Source organism: Halorarum salinum (assembly GCF_013402875.1).
GTDB classification, from domain to species: Archaea; Halobacteriota; Halobacteria; order Halobacteriales; family Haloferacaceae; genus Halorarum; species Halorarum salinum.
In genome coordinates this window covers 138,353-154,118 of the sequence record NZ_CP058580.1, presented here as the reverse complement: position 1 = coordinate 154,118, position 15,766 = coordinate 138,353, and the positions used below count along the sequence as shown (strand labels likewise).

Below are 15,766 nucleotides of genomic sequence, written 5' to 3'. Positions count from 1 at the left end.
ACGGTGCGCCGACGGAGGTCACGCCGACGGCGCGCGGTCGGGTCGGGCGTGGACGGGTTCGAGCGCCTCGCGTGACCCGCCCGCGACGACACGGTCGGCGTGCGGGGCGACCGCGCGGACGGCGGCGTCAAACCGCCTCGGGTCGGACGGCGCCGCGGAGAGCTGAACCGTCACGTCGCCCTCGAACGCGGTCGCGAACCCGCGGGCGATGCTCCCCAGCCAGTACGTCGTCGCGTACTCGGGATCGCACAGCGGGACGAGCACCTCGTCGACGACGCCGCAGAGCCGGCCAAGGTCGACGCCGCGCCGCGTGCGCAGGTGCCCGGGGTACGGATCGGGGTGGACCGTCAGCGTCAGGCGGCCGGGGACCCGCCCGGCGACGTGCTCCACGAACCCCGCGACGACGGACGCCCGCCAGGCCGTCCGGTCCTCGCGGTCGCTCCGGCGGAACCGGCGCTCGCACCGGTCACAGCGACAGAACCCCTCACCCGGGAAGCCGACGGTCATCAGGCGGACGTCCGGGCTCGCGCCGACGCAGCGGTCGACGAGTGAGCACAGGCGGTCGCGGTACGTGTCGTCGGTCGGGCAGACCCAGTCCCAGGCGAACCGCGGTCGCGTCGCCGCCGCGGGCTCGCCGTCCCCGTCGACGGCGAGGCGGTCCGGATCGGAACGTCCCGTCGCCGCGTCGCCGAAACAGGCGATCGAGTTGACGGCGTCCGCGCGGGGCGGGACCGTCTCGCCGCTCACCCGCTTCACCGTGTAGTAGGCGACGCCCGCGTCGAGCGCCTCGACCGCGGCCGGGTCGCGCGTCGTGATGCCGTCCATGCGTGCGCTTCGGGGAGACGGCACAAAACGGTGGTCGCTTTCGCGCCGACGCGTTCCCGGTCGGAGTGCCCTCGAACGGGCCGCCATCGGGGACTCGCCCCCGCGTGCGACCCCGTCTCAACTCCCCTACTGAAAGACTATTCAGGGAACCTTCTTTCCCTCGTCGGGCGTGGTCGAACACGCACATGACCGACCACGAACTCGATCCGCTACCGTACGAGTACGACGCCTTAGAGCCGCACATCAGCGAGCAGGTGCTGACCTGGCACCACGACACCCACCACCAGGGCTACGTCAACGGCTGGAACAGCGCCGAGGAGACGCTCGAACAGAACCGCGAGAGCGGCGAGTTCGACACGTCGGGCAGCGCGCTGCGGAACGTGACTCACAACGGCTGTGGGCACATCCTCCACGACCTGTTCTGGCAGAACATGAGCCCCGACGGCGGCGACGACGCCTCGGGCGCCCTGGCGGACCGCATCGAGGAGGACTTCGGGAGCTACGAGGGCTGGAAGGGCGAGTTCGAGGCCGCGGCGGGTAACGCCTCGGGCTGGGCGCTGCTCGTGTACGACTCGTTCTCGAACCAGTTACAGAACGTCGTGGTGGACAAGCACGACCAGGGCGCCCTCTGGGGCTCGCACCCGATTCTGGCGCTGGACGTGTGGGAGCACTCGTACTACTACGACTACGGGCCGGCCCGCGGGGACTTCGTGGACGCGTTCTTCGAGGTCGTCGACTGGGAGGAGCCCAACGCCCGCTACGAGCAGGCCACCCAGCTCTTCGAGTAACGAGCCGACGCTGACGCATCGACGGCGGCGCCGGCCCGGGTCGACCGTGGGACCTCGTCCGGGCCGGACGCGCCGACCTCCCTCCGGTGCCCCGAAGCTCCCGGGTAAGCATCCAATTACAATGCTTCTAGGCGTCGTATAGTGGCCATGAATCGACGAACGTTCGTTGCGATCGGGATGGGAGCGACCGTCGGAGGCGCGAGCGGCTGTCTCGCCACGCCGTCGGGTGCGGACGGAACGCCCGCCGACGGGACCGACGCGACGCCGACCCGCACCGCCGGGCCGACCGACGACGCCCCGGGACGCGACGACGACACCCCGGAGCAGGACGACGACTCGGACGACTCCGACGGGGACGACGACGACCACGTCCCCGGCGAGGACGTCGAACCGATCTCGAGCCCCAGCGGGAGCGCGGAGGTGGAGATGGACTCGAACGGCACCCACTACTTCGAGCCGGCGCTCGTCTGGATCGAGACCGGCGGCACCGTCGTCTGGGAGAACCACGACGGGAACCACACGACGACCGCCTACCACGCGGACGCGGGGAAACCCGGACGGGTGCCCGAGGGCGTCGAGGGCTGGGACAGCGGGCTGATGGAGAACGACCAGCGGTTCGAGCGGACGTTCGAGACGGAGGGGGTGTACGACTACTTCTGTCTCCCCCACGAGGGTCTCGGGATGGTGGGCTGCGTCGTCGTGGGGAACCCGGACCCCGAGGGCCAACCGGGGCTGGCGGCGCCCCAGTCCGACCTCCCCGAACGTGCACGCGAGGTGCTCGAACTGCTGAACCGGGCAACCCGCGAGACGCTTGCGGGGGGCGGATAGGCGGACGGCCGGGGGCCGAGCTCGCTCCGGGCGCTTCAGTGCCCCGGCGTCCAGCGTCTGCTCCGGTCGGTGACCACGTCGACGCCGGGGCTGTAGTAGCACGTCGGCTCGGAGTCGGGACGGTCGAACCCGTTCGCCTCGAAGAGGCTGTTCCGTCCGACGGACGCCGTCGCGGGGTAGAGCGTCCACCGGTCGTGTTCCACGTCGGTGTGCCGGACGGACCCGTCCGAGCCCTGGGTGTAGAGGCGCCGGCGCTCCGTCAGGAACTCGGCGAGCGACCCGGGTTCGGCCTCGAAGGGCTCGCCGGTCGGCCGGTAGGCGGCCTCGTAGCGGGCCGGCCGCGCGCCGGGGTGTCGCCGGCGGCTCCGGAACCGGACCTCCCCGCCGTCCACGCGGCAGTCGATGCGGGCGTAGTAGTACGGGAGGTGATGGAGGAGGCGCGCGCCGAGGACGCTCAGGACGCCCTGCGCGTCGAGGCTGAAGAAGTACACCCCGGGCTCGCCCCCGTGGGTGACGTACGTGCGGAGGTTCAGCTCCGGGAGCGGGAGCCCGAACGCCTCCGGGAGCCCCCGCGGCCGGACGTGGACGTTGACGAGCGGGACGACCGAGAGCCAGGCGTCGCCGTCGTACGTCTCCACCGGGAACGCGTCGGGAAGGCGGGCGTCGACGGCGTCGGCGTCGACGGGCCAGTTCGCGAACAGGAGGTGCCGCCACCCGAACGCGACGGGGAGGACCATGCCTGCCGTTCGCGCCGCGGCCCCTTAACCCCGGGTTCGGTCGTCGTCCGTCCGGTCGCGTCGATCCCGCGTCCGAACGACGACCGTCCCGGCGAGCAGGTCGCCGACGCGACGGTTGCGCTCGGTCGACGCGATGGAGAGCAGGCCGAGGAGGTAGGCCGCGGGGAGCCAGTCGACGAACCGGAGCGCCGTTCGGACGGCGGCGCGGGTGTACGTGCACGGGCCTCCGTCTTCCCCGACGACGGCGATTCCGAGGAGCGCCTTTCCGGGGGTCCGCCCGAACGCCCCCTCCAGGAGGACGTGGTAGGGGAAGGCGACGGTCGCGGCGGCGACGAGCGTCGCCGCGACGCGACGCGGCACCGACCGCCAGCGACGGCCCGTGAGAGCCCAGAAGGCGCCGAGCACGGCGACCGCGTCCGCGACGTACGCGAGGACGCGCTCCCGGACCGCCGCCGCGTCGCGCCCGTCGAGCGTCGACCCGTTCATCGCTTACCGGGACCGTCTCGCCCCGGCGAGTTCCGTCTGTCGGCCGTCGGCGGTCGGTCGGGACTCGCTCCCGCGGAGCGAGCCGCCCGTCGCGGCCCCGATTCTCCGGTTCAGGGCGTGAGCTTCTCCCAGAGCTGCTTGAGGTCGGACGCCTTGCTCAGCCCCTTCAGCTCCTTCAGCGTCGTCTCCTCGTCGTCGAGGTTCCGCTGGAGCGGGTCGGTCACGTCGCCGCCGAGGTCGAGCCGGTCGGCCATCGTCAGGAGCCCCTCGTAGGTCGTGATCTCGACGCGCTCGGCCTTCATCCCCGCGCCGAGGTAGAACTGGTTCAGGAGGTCGCGGTCCCCGACGGCGTCCTCGACTTTCCGCCGCTCCTCGTCGAGCGCCTCGACGACGGCACACTCCCGCTCCTCCGGTTCGAGCCCCATCGCCCGGAACGCCTCCTCGACGTGCTCGACGTGCCCTCTCGTCTCGTCGCGGTGGTCGGCGAAGCCGGTGCTGATGCGGTCGTTGGTCGCCTTCATGGCCATCTCGTCGAGCGCCTCGACGAGTCGTCGTTCCATATGGAGGGCGCCCCGAAGTTCGTGCACGAACAGGTCGTGTGTGGTATCAAATTGCACGGCTCTCACCGGGTGGAGGGTCGGCCCGGATTCACATAGTCGCTCGGAGGCGGGAGGGTAACGGCACGGGAACTGGGAAGGATCTGGGTACGACGGTCGTGCGGCCGCGGAGCCCGGCGGGGGTTCGCCGGTCCGGCCGGCGGCCGTTCGCGAGTCCCGGATCCGCGTTCCCGCGGAAGCGCCGACGCCGTCCGCCCGACCTTGTAGGTGCAGGCCGAACGGCTATCGACGACGCTGGTGAAAATCGACGAACATGAGATCCACTGCCGGGACCGTCCTGACGCCCGAACGGAAGGAGATCATCGCGCGGTCGGTGAGCGTCGCCCTCAGGGAGGGGCTGAAGGAGGCGGCCAGGGAGCCGGAGGAGGAGGAGAGATCGGAGTCGTCCCGCGGCGGCCGGCGGTCGCGGGTCCTCCTGCTCGCGGCCGTCGGCACCGCGATCCGATTCCTGCTCCGGCGCAGGGGCCGGAGCGGGTCGGCGGACGGGTCGGAGGCGACGACGGGCGGTCGGTCCGTGCCCGTCGAGTCGGGCGAGTCGGTGGAGGGGGCGGGGTCGACGGGCCGCTCGGGCGGCCGGCGGCTCCTCTCGATGGTGGTCCGCCTGGGCGCCATCGTCGCGGTCGCCTACGCGCTGGCGCGGCGGTACGGGTCCCGCGGGGTCGAGGACGCCATCACCGACGCGAGCGAGCGGACCAGAGCGATCGCGGACCGGACGGCCAGCAGGGCGGGGAAGGCCGCCTACAAGGTCGACTCGATCTCCGAGGAGGTCGCCGATCGCATCGAGGAACGCGGCGGGGAGGCCGCCGACCGGATGGAGGAGCGGGGCGAGGAGACCGCCGAGCGGATGGAGGAGGTCGCGGAGACGACCGAGGGGATGGCGGGGGCCGACGAAGACGAAGGGACCGCGGAGGAGGCGGAGTCTGAGGGCGGGACGGAGGCCGACGAGGAGGACGAACAGGGTGAGGCGAGCGAGGGAAGCGAAGAGAGCGAGGGGGCCGAGGCGGGCGACGGGACCGACGAGGAGTGATCGGGACGCCCGCGGTGGTTCCGCGACCCTAGTCCCCGGTCGGCGGGTCGTCCGGCCCGTCGAGTTCCAGCCGCATCCTCATCGTGCCGCCCCACGCGTCCGCCGTCTCGAACCCGGCGTTCGCGTAGAGCGCGACGGCCGGCCGGTTGTGTCGTTCGACCAGCAGCCAGACCGCGTCGACGCCGACGCTCCCGGCGTGGGTCAGCAGAGTGTCCAGGAGGTGGGTTCCGATCCGCGCGTGTCTGTTCGCCCCGTCGACGAAGATGGCGAGTTCGTGAGCGACCTCCCCGTCCGGGACGAGGGTCGCGTGGCCGACCGGCCGGCCGTCGTGGCTGGCGAGGAGGTGGACCCCGTCTCCGAGCGCGGTCAGCCACTCGCGGACGGAGTCGCGATCGGCGGGGGGAGCCCCTGTGCGCGGCCGTCCCGGTCGAAGCCGTCGTACATCTCCACGAGTCCGGGTACGTCGTCGGCCGACGCGTAGTCGAGGGCCGAGAGCCGTATCTCTCGGCCCTGCGCGTCCGTGACGGTCCAGGTCGTCGGGCGGTCGGTGCGGGGGGTCGGAGGCCGCCCCGACGGAAAACCGACCGAACGTGAATCAAGACCCGATTCAAGTTCTGAATCACTCATCGTATATCCCTAACGAACGGAAATCAACCCACTATATTACGAGTTTCCAATAAATACTCCAGTAGTGTTCTAGGACGTAAGTCGGCGGCGGACGCGTTTCCCGACGAGCGTCCGGTCGCCCCGGCCGGCGAAATATTATACAATCCGAAGTAAAAGACAATCTTTAATATTACATTGGCATAATTTAGTAACATGCGATGTACTCGACGCCGCGCGGTGGCGACGACGGCCGGGGTTCTCGGGCTGACCGCGGGGTGTGCGGGCACTCCGACGGACGCGATCGGCGCGGACGGGGACGACGGGAGGACGAGCGCCGGGGCGTCGTTCTTCGTGCTCGGGGACCTGACGACGGCGGTCGCGGGCGACCGGGCGGCGGCGGACACGCTGGTCCCGGTCGGGCAGCACGGCCACGGCTGGGAGCCCGGTCCACGCATTCAGGAGCGCGTCCGCGAAGCGGACCTGTTCGTGTACGCGATGGCGGGGTTCCAACCGTGGGCGGACGACGTCGTCCGCGGCCTCCGCGAGGACGACTCGCCCGTCCGGGCGGTCGCCGCGGGGGGCGACGTGGACCTCCTCGACGTCGGGGGGGACCACGAGGGGGAACACGACGAAGCGAGGGGCCACGACGGGGACGGCGGTCACCACGACGGATTCGTCCACGACGAGGAGGACGGCCACGACCACGGCGAGGGGCCCGGCGACGCGGACCCGCACTTCTGGCTCGACCCGGTCCGCGTGAATACCGCCGTGAGTACCGTCGAGGCGGCGTTCGCGGAGGTCGACCCGGACGGCGCGGACGCCTACGCCGCCGCCGCGGACGACTACCGGGGGCGCCTCGACGACCTCCACGCCGACTTCGAGGAGGGGCTCGCGGGCACGGCCCGCGACACGGTCGTGGTCGCCGGCCACGACTCGTTCGCCCACCTCGGCGACCGCTACGGCTTCTCGGTGGAGGCGTTGACGGGGCTCTCGCCGGACGAGCAGCCGACCTCGCGCGACGTCGAGCGTGCGCGCGAGCACCTCGCGGAACACGACGCCGAGTACGTGCTCGCGGACCCGCTGGGGTCCCAGAGCGCCGCCGACCAGCTCGCCGCGGAGGCCGACGTGTCGGTGCTCCCGCTGACCCCCATCCCGGGCGTCACCGAGGAGTGGGAGGCGAACGGCTGGGGCTACGTCGAGATCATGCGGGAGGTGAACCTGCCCACGCTCCGCCGGGCGCTGGACGCATGAGTTCGGCGGAAGGTCGTCGGGCGGGTTCGCCGGGCGGCGGTCGGTCGGATCCGGCGGACGATCGGGCCGGGGATCCGGTCGTCGAAGCCGAGTCGGTGACGTTCGGCTACGGCGATCGGCCGGTCCTGGAGGACGTGTCGCTGTCGCTCGACGCGGGGACGTTCCTCGGGCTGGTGGGCCCGAACGGCTCCGGGAAGAGCACGCTGGTCGAACTCCTGCTCGGCCTGCGCCGCCCCGACGCCGGGACGGTTCGCCTGTTCGGCGAGCCGGCCCACGGGTTCGCGGACGGCGAACGGCTCGCCTACGTCGCCCAGGACGCGACCGCCGTGGCGGAGGGGACGCCGATGACGGTCCGTGAGGTCGTCCGGATGGGCCGGTATCCGCACCGACCGTTCGGCCGGTTCCGGGACGCCGACCGGACGGCCGTCGCCGACACGCTCGACCGAACCGGGGTGACCGACCTCGCGGACCGTCGCGTCGGGCGCCTGTCGGGCGGGCAGCGCCAGCGGGTGTTCCTGGCCCGGGCGCTCGCCGCGGAGGCCGACCTGCTCGCGCTCGACGAGCCGACCGTCGGCGTCGACGCCGACTCGCGCGACGGCTTCTACCAACTGCTCGCCGACCTCACCGCCGAGGGGCTCACCGTCGTCCTGGTGGAGCACGACGTCGGGCTGGTCACCGCCTACGCGAGCGAGGTCGCCTGCCTGAACCGCGAACTGCACTTCCACGGCGACCCGGAGTCGCTGCTGGACGGGGACGCCCTCGTGTCGGCCTACGGGTCGGACACGCGCCTGCTCACCCACGACCGCTGACGATGTTAGTCACGCTCGGCCAGTTCTCGGCGCAGTTCGCCGCCGCGTCGGCGCTGGCCGTCCTTCTGGCACTCGACCCCCTCGCCGCGGTCGCCGACTGGGCCGTCTGGCTGGTCGACGAGGCGTTCGGCGGCGTCCTCCACGAGGTCGGCTACCGATGGCTCGGGCTCGCGCCGCTCCGGTTCGAGTTCTTCCAGCGCTCGGTTCTCGCGGCGGCGTTCGCGGCGGTGCTCGGCCCGCTGGTCGGGACGTTCCTCGTGAACCGCGAACTCGCGATGGTCGGCGACACGCTCGCGCACACGGCGTTCGCGGGCGTCGCCGCGGGGCTGTTCGTCAACGCGACGCTCCCGGTGACGGTCTCGCCGACCGCGACGGCGCTCGTCGTCGCCTGTGTCACCGCGCTCGTCCTCGAGACGCTGCTCGACCGGGCGGACGTGAACGCCGACGTCGCGCTCGCGCTGCTTCTCACGGGGGGCTTCGCGCTCGGGAGCGTCCTCGTCACCCTCACCGACGGCGGCATCTCGGTCGGCATCGACGCCCACCTGTTCGGCAGCCTCGCGACGGTCTCGACCGACGACGTGCTGCTGCTGGCCGGGATGTGCGTGCTCGTCGGCGGCGCCGTCGCCGCGGCGTACCGTCCGCTGACGTACGTCGCCTTCGACCCGGTCGGCGCTCGCGCGGCGCGCGTCCCGGTCGCCCGCTACGAACGGCTCCTCACCGTGCTGACGGCCGTCGTCGTCGTCGGCGCGATGCGGGTGATGGGCGTCATCCTCGTCGCCGCGCTGCTCGTCGTCCCGGTGGCGACCGCGTCCCACGCCGCGCGAACCTCCCGCGGGTCGCTGTTCGCGGGCGTCGCGTTCGCGGAGGTGGCGGCGCTGCTGGGCGTGTTCGCGGCCTACCGCTTCGGCACCGCGGCCGGCGGGTCGATCGTCCTCGTCGCCATCGCCGTCTTCGTCGCGGTCCTCGCCGCGGGCCGCGTTCGCGCGACGTGGCTGGGTCGTGCTCGCCGCCGGGGAGCCGGGGACGCGGTCGGGGCCGGCGAGGACCGCGTCGCGGCGGACGCGGAGGGCATCGACCGCGACGACTGACCTCGGTCAGTCGTCGAGGTACGGGTTCCAGGCGACCTCCCACAGGTGACCGTCGGGATCGGCGAAGTAGCCGGAGTAGCCGCCCCAGTCGGCGTCCTCGCCCGGCTTCACGAGGTCGCCGCCGGCGGCCTCGGCCTCCGACAGCACCGCGTCGACCGAGTCGCGGTCGTCCACGTTGTGGGCGATCGTGACGCCCCCGAACCCCGACCCCTCCGCGGGGACGCCGGCGTCCTCCGCGAGCAGGTCGCGGGGGTAGAGCGCGAGCATCGCGCCCTCGAGGTCGAAGAAGGCGATCTCCTCGCCGTCGCGGTCCCGCATCGGCAGGCCGAGGCCGTCGCGGTAGAACTCGATGGCGCGGTCGAGGTCCTCGACGCCCAGCGTGACCAGGGTGACGTGTGGGTCCATGCGGCCTCGACGCGGCCGTTCCCGAAAAATCCCCACCCCAGTTTTCGAGTGCTTTCCCGACGTGTCCCGCGTCCCTCCTCAGGTTCGCGGGGGCCCGGCGGCTCCCGTGACTACTCCAGCAGGTCGCCGCTGTCGATCGGCGTCACCGAGTAGTCCACCGTCGTCGTGTCCTGCGTCGCGCGGATCCTCCCGACGAACGTGGAGATCTCCTCCAGGGAGCCCTCGAGGATGAACAGCTCCATGCAGTTGTGGTCGCCGACGTGGCTGTGGAAGTTCGACGCGACGATGTCCTCGTGTTCGTGACGCAGTTGCATCATGCGCTCCTCGACGGCCGTCCCCTCGTAGTCGAAGACGACCGTGACGATGCCCATCAGCTCGCGGCCCTCCAGGCGCTTGTCCTCGAACTCGCCGAGCAGGTTCCGGGACGCCTCCCGGAGTAGCTCGCTTCGGCCGGTGTAGCCGTGCTCCTCGGTGAACTCGTCGATGCGGTCGACGAGGTCGTCCGGCATCGAGACGCTGACGACCGTCATGTATGAACTGAACGGACTCGGATTATTAAAGCGTAGTGAACACGCGCCCGATTCGGGGGCGGAGTTAGCATCGTCAGCGCTCGAACGAGCACTCCTCGTGGCCCCACGATGTCGATCGACCGCGCGAGCGAGGATGAACTCTCCGATGCTTCCGTCCCCGAGCGGGTCCTCGGCTACCTCGTCGCGAACCGAGACCGCGCGTTCAAGGGGGCCGGCGCCGCGCGGCCCCGGCTCGTGATTTCGAACCACGAAGGTCGTCCGTTCCACGGAGACCAGTACATCACCCTGACGCTGACGACGCGAACGTGGCCGGGCGGGTTGTCGTCGATTCCCGAGGCGGACTGGATCCGGGGCGGCGTGCCGCCCCGGAGTTACGTCGTCCCGTGGGGCGTCCAGTCGCTCGACCGCGACGACGTCGAACACTGGCAGGGACGGCTCGATCAGCGACTCGTCGACGAGGCCATCAGGGCATTGACCGACTACCTCGGATGAGTCGACGCGACCCGCCCGGTCCGCCGCGCGAAATCACCCCTCGAAGTACAGGTCTTCGTGGTCGGCACAGCCGGGGTTGAACGCGGCGTCGCACCGGGGACACGAGTACTCGCATTGGCGGTACCCGCCGACCGCGAGTGCCGCGCCGCAGGCCCCGCACAGCACCGCCGGCTCGTCGAACCGGTCGCGCGGCCACGGCTCCGAGTCGTGGCCAGCGACGGCGTCGTGGCACCGGAAACAGGCGTAGAACTCGCCGCAGCAGCCGAACCGGAGCGCGATCACGTCCCGCCCCGTGTCGTAGTGGGCACACCGCGTCTCGGGGTCGATCTCGACCCCGTGGACCGGAATGCCGTGGACGAGTCGGCTGATCACGCCGGGTAGCGGGGCGCCGTGCGCAAAAGCGGTTCGACGCGCGTTCGTGGTCGGCGAGGTCGTTCGTGAAGCGACCTGCGATCACTCCGAAGGTCCCGCCACGACGTCGGCGGGGGTGAACAGCGAGACGTCCCCCCGCTCGGCCGCGACGGCACGGAGGCCCTCCGAGAACCCGGACCGACAGAAACAGCAGTAGTGGCGCGTCGGGTCGCCGCCACCCGGCGGCGTCCACTCGACGGCCGCCGCGGCCCGTTCCAGGTCGGCGAGGTCGCCCTCGGTCATCGCCCTGCTCGTGTACTTGCACTCGCCGACGACGAGCGTCCCGTCGCTCGCGAGGCCGACGACGTCGAGTTCGTGCCCGTCGTGCCACCAGTAGCCGACTCCCCGGTACGTCTTCGGAATCAGCGACGGGAGCGCGTCCCGACAGACCTCCTCGAACATCGGTCCCATGTACGCCGGGAACGTCGGGTCGACCAGTCGTTCGTACGCGTCGTCCCCCAGCTGGGCGAGCTTCCCCTGCTGGCCGTACACGTACCGGAACCAGAACCGGAACAGCGGCTCGGTCAGCCGGTACCGGCTCTTGCGCGTCGCGGTCGGGTTCGCCGTCACCGGCACGTCCCGCTCGACGAGCCGGAGGCGGCGGAGTTTCGAGAGGTACGACCCCAGCGCGTTCGAGTCGACGCCCGCGAAGTCGGCGATCTCGTTCGCCGCGCGCTTCCCCGTGGCGATGGCCCGGAGGACCGTGTAGTACGTCCCCGGCTCGCGGATGCCGAACTCCGTGCGGAGCAGGAACTCCGGTTCGTTGTGGAGGACGCCGTGCTCGGAGAGGACGTGCCGCCGGACGTTCTCGGCGAGCGAGGCGGACGGGTCGAGCGCCCGCAGGTAGTACGGGGTACCGCCGAAGACCGCCCACGACTCGACGACCGTCTCCGGGTCGTCGCCGGGGTAGAACCGGCTGGCGTCCCGGAGGCCCAGGGGCGGGAGGTCGAGCGCGAAGGTTCGCCGGCCGTACAGCGGACTCCCTCCGTCGAGCACCTTTTCCTCCATCACGCTGATCGACGACCCGACCAGGACGAGCGTCGTGCCCGTGTCCTCGAGGGCGGTGTCCCACACGCGCTGGACCTTCGAGGGGAGCGCGTCGTCCGACCGGACGAGGTACGGGAACTCGTCGAGGACGACGACGGCGTCCTCGCGTCCGAGCGCTCGCAACAGCGCTTCCCAGTCCCGCCGGACGTCGTCGAGAACGGGGTACGTCTCGCTCGCGGTCGCGACGAAGTCCGCGAGCTGCACGTCGGGCGTCTCCTCGGTCGCCTGCCAGTAGACGGCGTCCGTCCGGTCCCGGATGGACTCGCGAACCAGCGCGCTCTTGCCGAGCCGTCGCCGCCCGTAGACGACGAGCAGATCCGCATCGTCGCGTTCGTATCGCGACCGTAACTCGGCGAGTTCCGCCTCGCGGTCGACGAACCGGGGGTGGGCCATGGTGGCGTCTGGGGGCGGGGAACCAAAGTCGTGCCGAATAACAAAATCGAAGTTTTACTAACCTCGATTTTACTAACGGCAGACCACCCCAGTGCCGTCGTCGACGCCGGGGAGCAGGTCCGGCGGGCGAGTTCCGGACGGGGTACAACGACGCCGACGAGCGCGTCGTCGGGTGGGCGCTCGGCGCGCCGGGCGCGAGACACGACTGGGACGACCTCCAGTCGCGCGCCTGCTGCCCGGAGTGTGACGCCGGGCGGACCGGGGACGTGGCGACGGCCGACGGACGCTTTCGGTTGACCTGCACCGATACGGGAACGTTCGGGAGGAGGGGCCGCCGCTATCCGTCCTCAGTCGTCCGACGCCTCCCCGTCGAACGGCTCCCCCTCGAATCGGTCGCCGAGCGCGCCCGCCGCGTACAGGTCCTCGAGGTCCTCGTCGGAGTACCCCTGCTCGCGGAGCACCTCGTCCGTGTGCTCGCCGAGGAGGGGCGGGTGCCGGCGGACGGTCGTCGGCGTCCGCGAGAGATGCATCGGGGTGCCCGGGAACTCGACCGTGCCCGCCGTCGGGTGGTCGACGCTCGCGCGCATCCCCCGCGCGAGCACCTGGGGATGTGAGAACACGTCCGCCATGTCGTTCACGCCGCTCGCGGGCACGTCGTGTTCCCTGAGCCGCTCCAGCACCGCCGCGGTCTCCCGCTCCGCGAACAGCGCCTCCAGGTCCTCGTCCAGCGCCTCGCGGTTGGCCACCCGATCGCTGTTGGTCTCGAAGCGCTCGTCGGCGTAGAGGTCGGGCCGGTCGATGGCGCGGCAGAACCGCTCCCAGATCGGCTCGGAGGCGACCGCCACGACGACGTAGTCGTCGGCCGTCTCGAACGCCCGGTACGGGGCGATGGTGGGGTGCTTGCTCCCCATCCGGCCCGGCGGGTCGCCCGTGGCGAAGTAGTTCGTCGCCATGTAGCTCATCCACGCGGCCTGCCCGTCGAGCAGGCTCACGTCGATCTTCTGTCCGGTCCCGTCGCCGAACTCGCGCTCGAACAGCGCGGCCAGGACGGCCTGGGTCGCGTACATCCCGGCCCCGATGTCCGCGAGCGCGACGCCCACGCGGACCGGCGCGCCGCCGTCGACGCCCGTGATGGACATCAGCCCCCCTTCGGCCTGCATCATGATGTCGTAGGCGGGCTGGTCGCGGTCGGGCCCCCACTCGCCGTAGCCCGAGAGCGCGCAGTAGACGAGTTCCGGGTTCCCCTCGCGGAGGTCGGCGTAGCCGAGCCCCCACCGGTCCATCCGGCCGACGCGGAAGTTCTCGACCAGCACGTCGGCGTCCGCGGCGAGAGCCCGGAACGCCTCCCGGCCCTCCTCGGTGTCGAGTGCGAGCGTGATGGACCGCTTGTTCCTGTTGACGCTCATGTAGTACGAGCTCTCCTCGGCGTCGCCGTACCGGGGCGGGTGCCAGCCGCGCGTCTGGTCGCCCGTGCCCGGGCGCTCGACCTTGATGACCTCCGCGCCGAGGTCGCCCAGTTGCATCGTACAGAACGGCCCGACGAGCACCCGCGAGGCGTCGAGCACGGTCACGCCGTCGAGCGGTCCGACGTCCCCCGACGGGTGTTCGGCTTCTCCGACCATACCTCCGCCACGACCCCCGGGAACAAGGTTGTCCTGTTCGAGGATGATGTATCGGTCGGAGCCCCGGATCGGCGGTCGGGGGCGGTTGACTCGGAGCGCCGCGTGGCGACCGCGCGCCGGACCCGTTCACCGTTCCGGTCGATCAAACGCCCGGCCAGAGCAACGGATCCAGGTCGGCGTGCTCGCGGAGCAGCCCGGCGGCCGCGTCGCATGGGTCTTCGGCCCCGGATGCGGCCGGACGGGTCGCGTCCGTGCCCCGGTCCCGCGGGCGCTCCTTCCCGGCCGCGCGGAACGTCGCGTCGACGAACCCCTCCCGGGCCGCGTCGTTCTCGAACAGGCCGTGGAGGTACGTCCCCGCCGTCAGCCCCCGCGCCGCGCTGGTCGGGCCGAGCGGACGCGAGACGGGGTCTACGGCCGTCGTCTCGCCCATGTGGATCTCGTAGCCCGACACCGCGCCGGCCGCCCCCGCGAACGGGCCGTCGGGGGCGCCGTCGAGCCGTGTCTCGGTCACGGTCAGCCGCTTCTCCGGGGAGAACTCGGTCTCGACCGGGAGCCGGCCGAACCCCTCGACGACGCCGTCTCCTCCCCCGTCCTCCCCGCCGCCGACGTCGGCGGCCGGGAGCTCGCCCGCGGCCTCCACGCCGGCGTTCGTGACGCGCTCGCCGAGCAGCTGGTAGCCGCCACAGAGCCCGACCACCGGCCCCTCGAAGCGGGCGAGCCGGTCGCCGAACCCCGCCTCCCGGAGCGCCAGCAGGTCGTCGACGGTGTTCTTCGTGCCGGGCAACACCAGCGCGTCACAGCCCCCGAGGTCGTCGTCCGGCGGGAGGTACGCGACCCGGACGCCGGCGGTTCGCGCGAGCGGGTCGAGGTCGGTGAAGTTCGAGACGCGGGGGAGCCGCGGGACGCCGACCGTGACCGCCCGCTCCGGGGGGACCCCGTCGCCGTCGCCGCCGACCCCCCGTACCCCCTCCGCGGGGAGGGAGACGCTGTCCTCCGCGGGGAGCCCCGGGTCGTCGTGCGGGAGCACGCCCAGCACCGGGACCCCCGTCCGCTCCTCCAGTTCCTCGATCGCGGGGTCGAGGATGGCGCGGTCGCCGCGGAACTTCGTCAGCAGGACGCCCTCGACGCGGTCGGCCAGCGCGTCGGGCGCCAGTTCGAGCGTGCCGAGGACGCTCGCGAACGCGCCGCCGCGCTCGATGTCGGCGACGAGCAGGACGCGCGCGTCGGCGAACCGGGCGGTCTCCACGTTCGCGAGGTCGCGCTCGCGGAGGTTCGGCTCCCCCGCGGAGCCGGCCCCCTCGGCCACGACGGCGTCGTGCTCCGCGGCGAGCCTGGCGTGTGCCGCCTCGGCGGCATCGAGCGCGTCCGCCCAGTGCTCCTCGTAGTACTCGCCGGCCGAGTAGTGGGCGACCGCCCGTCCGTCGAGGACGAGCTGGCTCTCGCCGGCGCCGCGCGGCTTGAGCAGGACCGGGTTGCAGTCCGTCGTCGGCCCTGTCCGCGCGGCGCGGGCCTGGGTGTACTGGGACACGCCGATCTCCCCCCACGCGCCGTCGGGCGTCGGGACCACCCGGGCGTTGTTGCTCATGTTCTGGGCCTTGAACGGCGCGACGTCGAGCCCCCGGTCCGCGAGCAGCCGACAGAGCCCCGCCGCGACGGTCGACTTGCCGACGTGGCTCGCGGTGCCGACGACGAGCAGCGTGGGGGCTTGGTCGGGCTCGTCGGGGGCGTCCGATCCGAGGGCTCCGGACGCGTCGGACGGTTTGGATAGTTTGGACGATTTTGACGACTCGGACGAATCGGCCAT

18 protein-coding genes are annotated in these 15,766 nt (G+C 71.9%); 7 read left to right on the top strand and 11 right to left on the bottom strand.

The annotated features are described in order from the left end of the window. Positions 1 to 18 precede the first annotated feature (18 nt). The gene (locus tag HUG12_RS21000; RefSeq protein ID WP_179270845.1) at positions 19 to 825 is read right to left on the bottom strand and encodes a hypothetical protein; all 807 of its coding nucleotides are present in this window, start codon (positions 823 to 825) and stop codon (positions 19 to 21) included. A 185-nt stretch (positions 826 to 1,010) separates the two neighbouring features. Here HUG12_RS21000 and sod point away from each other — a divergent pair, with 185 nt between their 5' ends. Together sod and HUG12_RS20990 are read left to right on the top strand one after the other, a co-directional pair. Continuing rightward, positions 1,011 to 1,613 (top strand): superoxide dismutase, encoded by a 603-nt coding sequence (gene sod / locus HUG12_RS20995; protein ID WP_179269006.1) that lies wholly within the window; start codon positions 1,011 to 1,013, stop codon positions 1,611 to 1,613. Positions 1,614 to 1,760: 147 nt separating this feature from the next. Then, positions 1,761 to 2,441 carry a plastocyanin/azurin family copper-binding protein gene (locus HUG12_RS20990; protein WP_179270844.1) on the top strand — a complete coding sequence of 227 codons (681 nt, stop codon included), beginning with the start codon at positions 1,761 to 1,763 and terminating at the stop codon, positions 2,439 to 2,441. Positions 2,442 to 2,476: 35 nt separating this feature from the next. Here HUG12_RS20990 and HUG12_RS20985 read toward each other — a convergent pair whose 3' ends face one another. From HUG12_RS20985 to HUG12_RS20975, 3 genes are all read right to left on the bottom strand, one after another. Next, positions 2,477 to 3,178 carry a YqjF family protein gene (locus HUG12_RS20985; protein WP_179270843.1) on the bottom strand — a complete coding sequence of 234 codons (702 nt, stop codon included), beginning with the start codon at positions 3,176 to 3,178 and terminating at the stop codon, positions 2,477 to 2,479. Positions 3,179 to 3,202: 24 nt separating this feature from the next. Then, complete coding sequence (locus tag HUG12_RS20980) at positions 3,203 to 3,664, bottom strand: RDD family protein (protein ID WP_179270842.1); 462 nt, start codon at positions 3,662 to 3,664, stop codon at positions 3,203 to 3,205. A 110-nt stretch (positions 3,665 to 3,774) separates the two neighbouring features. Then, on the bottom strand, positions 3,775 to 4,281 hold the full coding sequence (locus HUG12_RS20975; protein WP_394354288.1) for a YciE/YciF ferroxidase family protein: 507 nt from the start codon (positions 4,279 to 4,281) through the stop codon (positions 3,775 to 3,777). Between the two features lie 253 nt (positions 4,282 to 4,534). Here HUG12_RS20975 and HUG12_RS20970 point away from each other — a divergent pair, with 253 nt between their 5' ends. Next, positions 4,535 to 5,308: a prolipoprotein diacylglyceryl transferase gene (locus HUG12_RS20970; RefSeq protein ID WP_179270840.1), complete on the top strand. Its 774-nt coding sequence runs from the start codon at positions 4,535 to 4,537 to the stop codon at positions 5,306 to 5,308. A 28-nt stretch (positions 5,309 to 5,336) separates the two neighbouring features. Here HUG12_RS20970 and HUG12_RS20965 read toward each other — a convergent pair whose 3' ends face one another. Then, a complete protein-coding gene (locus tag HUG12_RS20965; RefSeq protein ID WP_246308236.1) occupies positions 5,337 to 5,840 on the bottom strand; it encodes a GNAT family N-acetyltransferase in 504 nt (167 codons plus the stop codon). A 287-nt stretch (positions 5,841 to 6,127) separates the two neighbouring features. On the opposite strand from HUG12_RS20965, the gene HUG12_RS20960 reads away from it, so the two are divergent. The 3 genes from HUG12_RS20960 to HUG12_RS20950 are packed head-to-tail and all read left to right on the top strand — an operon-like array spanning position 6,128 to position 9,062. Next, complete coding sequence (locus HUG12_RS20960; protein ID WP_179270839.1) at positions 6,128 to 7,165, top strand: metal ABC transporter substrate-binding protein; 1,038 nt, start codon at positions 6,128 to 6,130, stop codon at positions 7,163 to 7,165. Beyond that, positions 7,162 to 7,974 (top strand): metal ABC transporter ATP-binding protein, encoded by an 813-nt coding sequence (locus tag HUG12_RS20955; RefSeq protein WP_179270838.1) that lies wholly within the window; start codon positions 7,162 to 7,164, stop codon positions 7,972 to 7,974. The genes HUG12_RS20960 and HUG12_RS20955 overlap by 4 nt, the downstream gene beginning before the upstream one ends. Positions 7,975 to 7,976: 2 nt before the next feature. After that, positions 7,977 to 9,062: a metal ABC transporter permease gene (locus HUG12_RS20950; RefSeq protein WP_179270837.1), complete on the top strand. Its 1,086-nt coding sequence runs from the start codon at positions 7,977 to 7,979 to the stop codon at positions 9,060 to 9,062. 6 nt (positions 9,063 to 9,068) lie between these two features. Here the strand turns inward: HUG12_RS20950 and HUG12_RS20945 are convergent, their stop codons facing one another. Then, complete coding sequence (locus HUG12_RS20945) at positions 9,069 to 9,467, bottom strand: VOC family protein (protein WP_179270836.1); 399 nt, start codon at positions 9,465 to 9,467, stop codon at positions 9,069 to 9,071. Positions 9,468 to 9,577: 110 nt separating this feature from the next. Continuing rightward, complete coding sequence (nikR, locus tag HUG12_RS20940) at positions 9,578 to 9,997, bottom strand: nickel-responsive transcriptional regulator NikR (protein ID WP_179270835.1); 420 nt, start codon at positions 9,995 to 9,997, stop codon at positions 9,578 to 9,580. A 108-nt stretch (positions 9,998 to 10,105) separates the two neighbouring features. Here nikR and HUG12_RS20935 point away from each other — a divergent pair, with 108 nt between their 5' ends. Beyond that, the gene (locus HUG12_RS20935; RefSeq protein ID WP_179270834.1) at positions 10,106 to 10,489 is read left to right on the top strand and encodes a type II toxin-antitoxin system PemK/MazF family toxin; all 384 of its coding nucleotides are present in this window, start codon (positions 10,106 to 10,108) and stop codon (positions 10,487 to 10,489) included. A 33-nt stretch (positions 10,490 to 10,522) separates the two neighbouring features. Here HUG12_RS20935 and HUG12_RS20930 read toward each other — a convergent pair whose 3' ends face one another. The 4 genes from HUG12_RS20930 to HUG12_RS20915 all read right to left on the bottom strand — a co-directional run bounded on the left by HUG12_RS20930 (position 10,523) and on the right by HUG12_RS20915 (position 15,766). Further along, positions 10,523 to 10,861, bottom strand: a complete 339-nt coding sequence (locus tag HUG12_RS20930) for a CHY zinc finger protein (RefSeq protein ID WP_246308220.1) — start codon at positions 10,859 to 10,861, stop codon at positions 10,523 to 10,525. Between the two features lie 81 nt (positions 10,862 to 10,942). Beyond that, complete coding sequence (locus HUG12_RS20925; RefSeq protein ID WP_179270833.1) at positions 10,943 to 12,340, bottom strand: ATP-binding protein; 1,398 nt, start codon at positions 12,338 to 12,340, stop codon at positions 10,943 to 10,945. A 347-nt stretch (positions 12,341 to 12,687) separates the two neighbouring features. Continuing rightward, entirely contained in the window at positions 12,688 to 13,962 is a 1,275-nt protein-coding gene (locus HUG12_RS20920) for a CaiB/BaiF CoA transferase family protein (protein WP_179270832.1), read from the bottom strand. Positions 13,963 to 14,104: 142 nt separating this feature from the next. Next, entirely contained in the window at positions 14,105 to 15,766 is a 1,662-nt protein-coding gene (locus tag HUG12_RS20915; RefSeq protein ID WP_179270831.1) for a cobyric acid synthase, read from the bottom strand.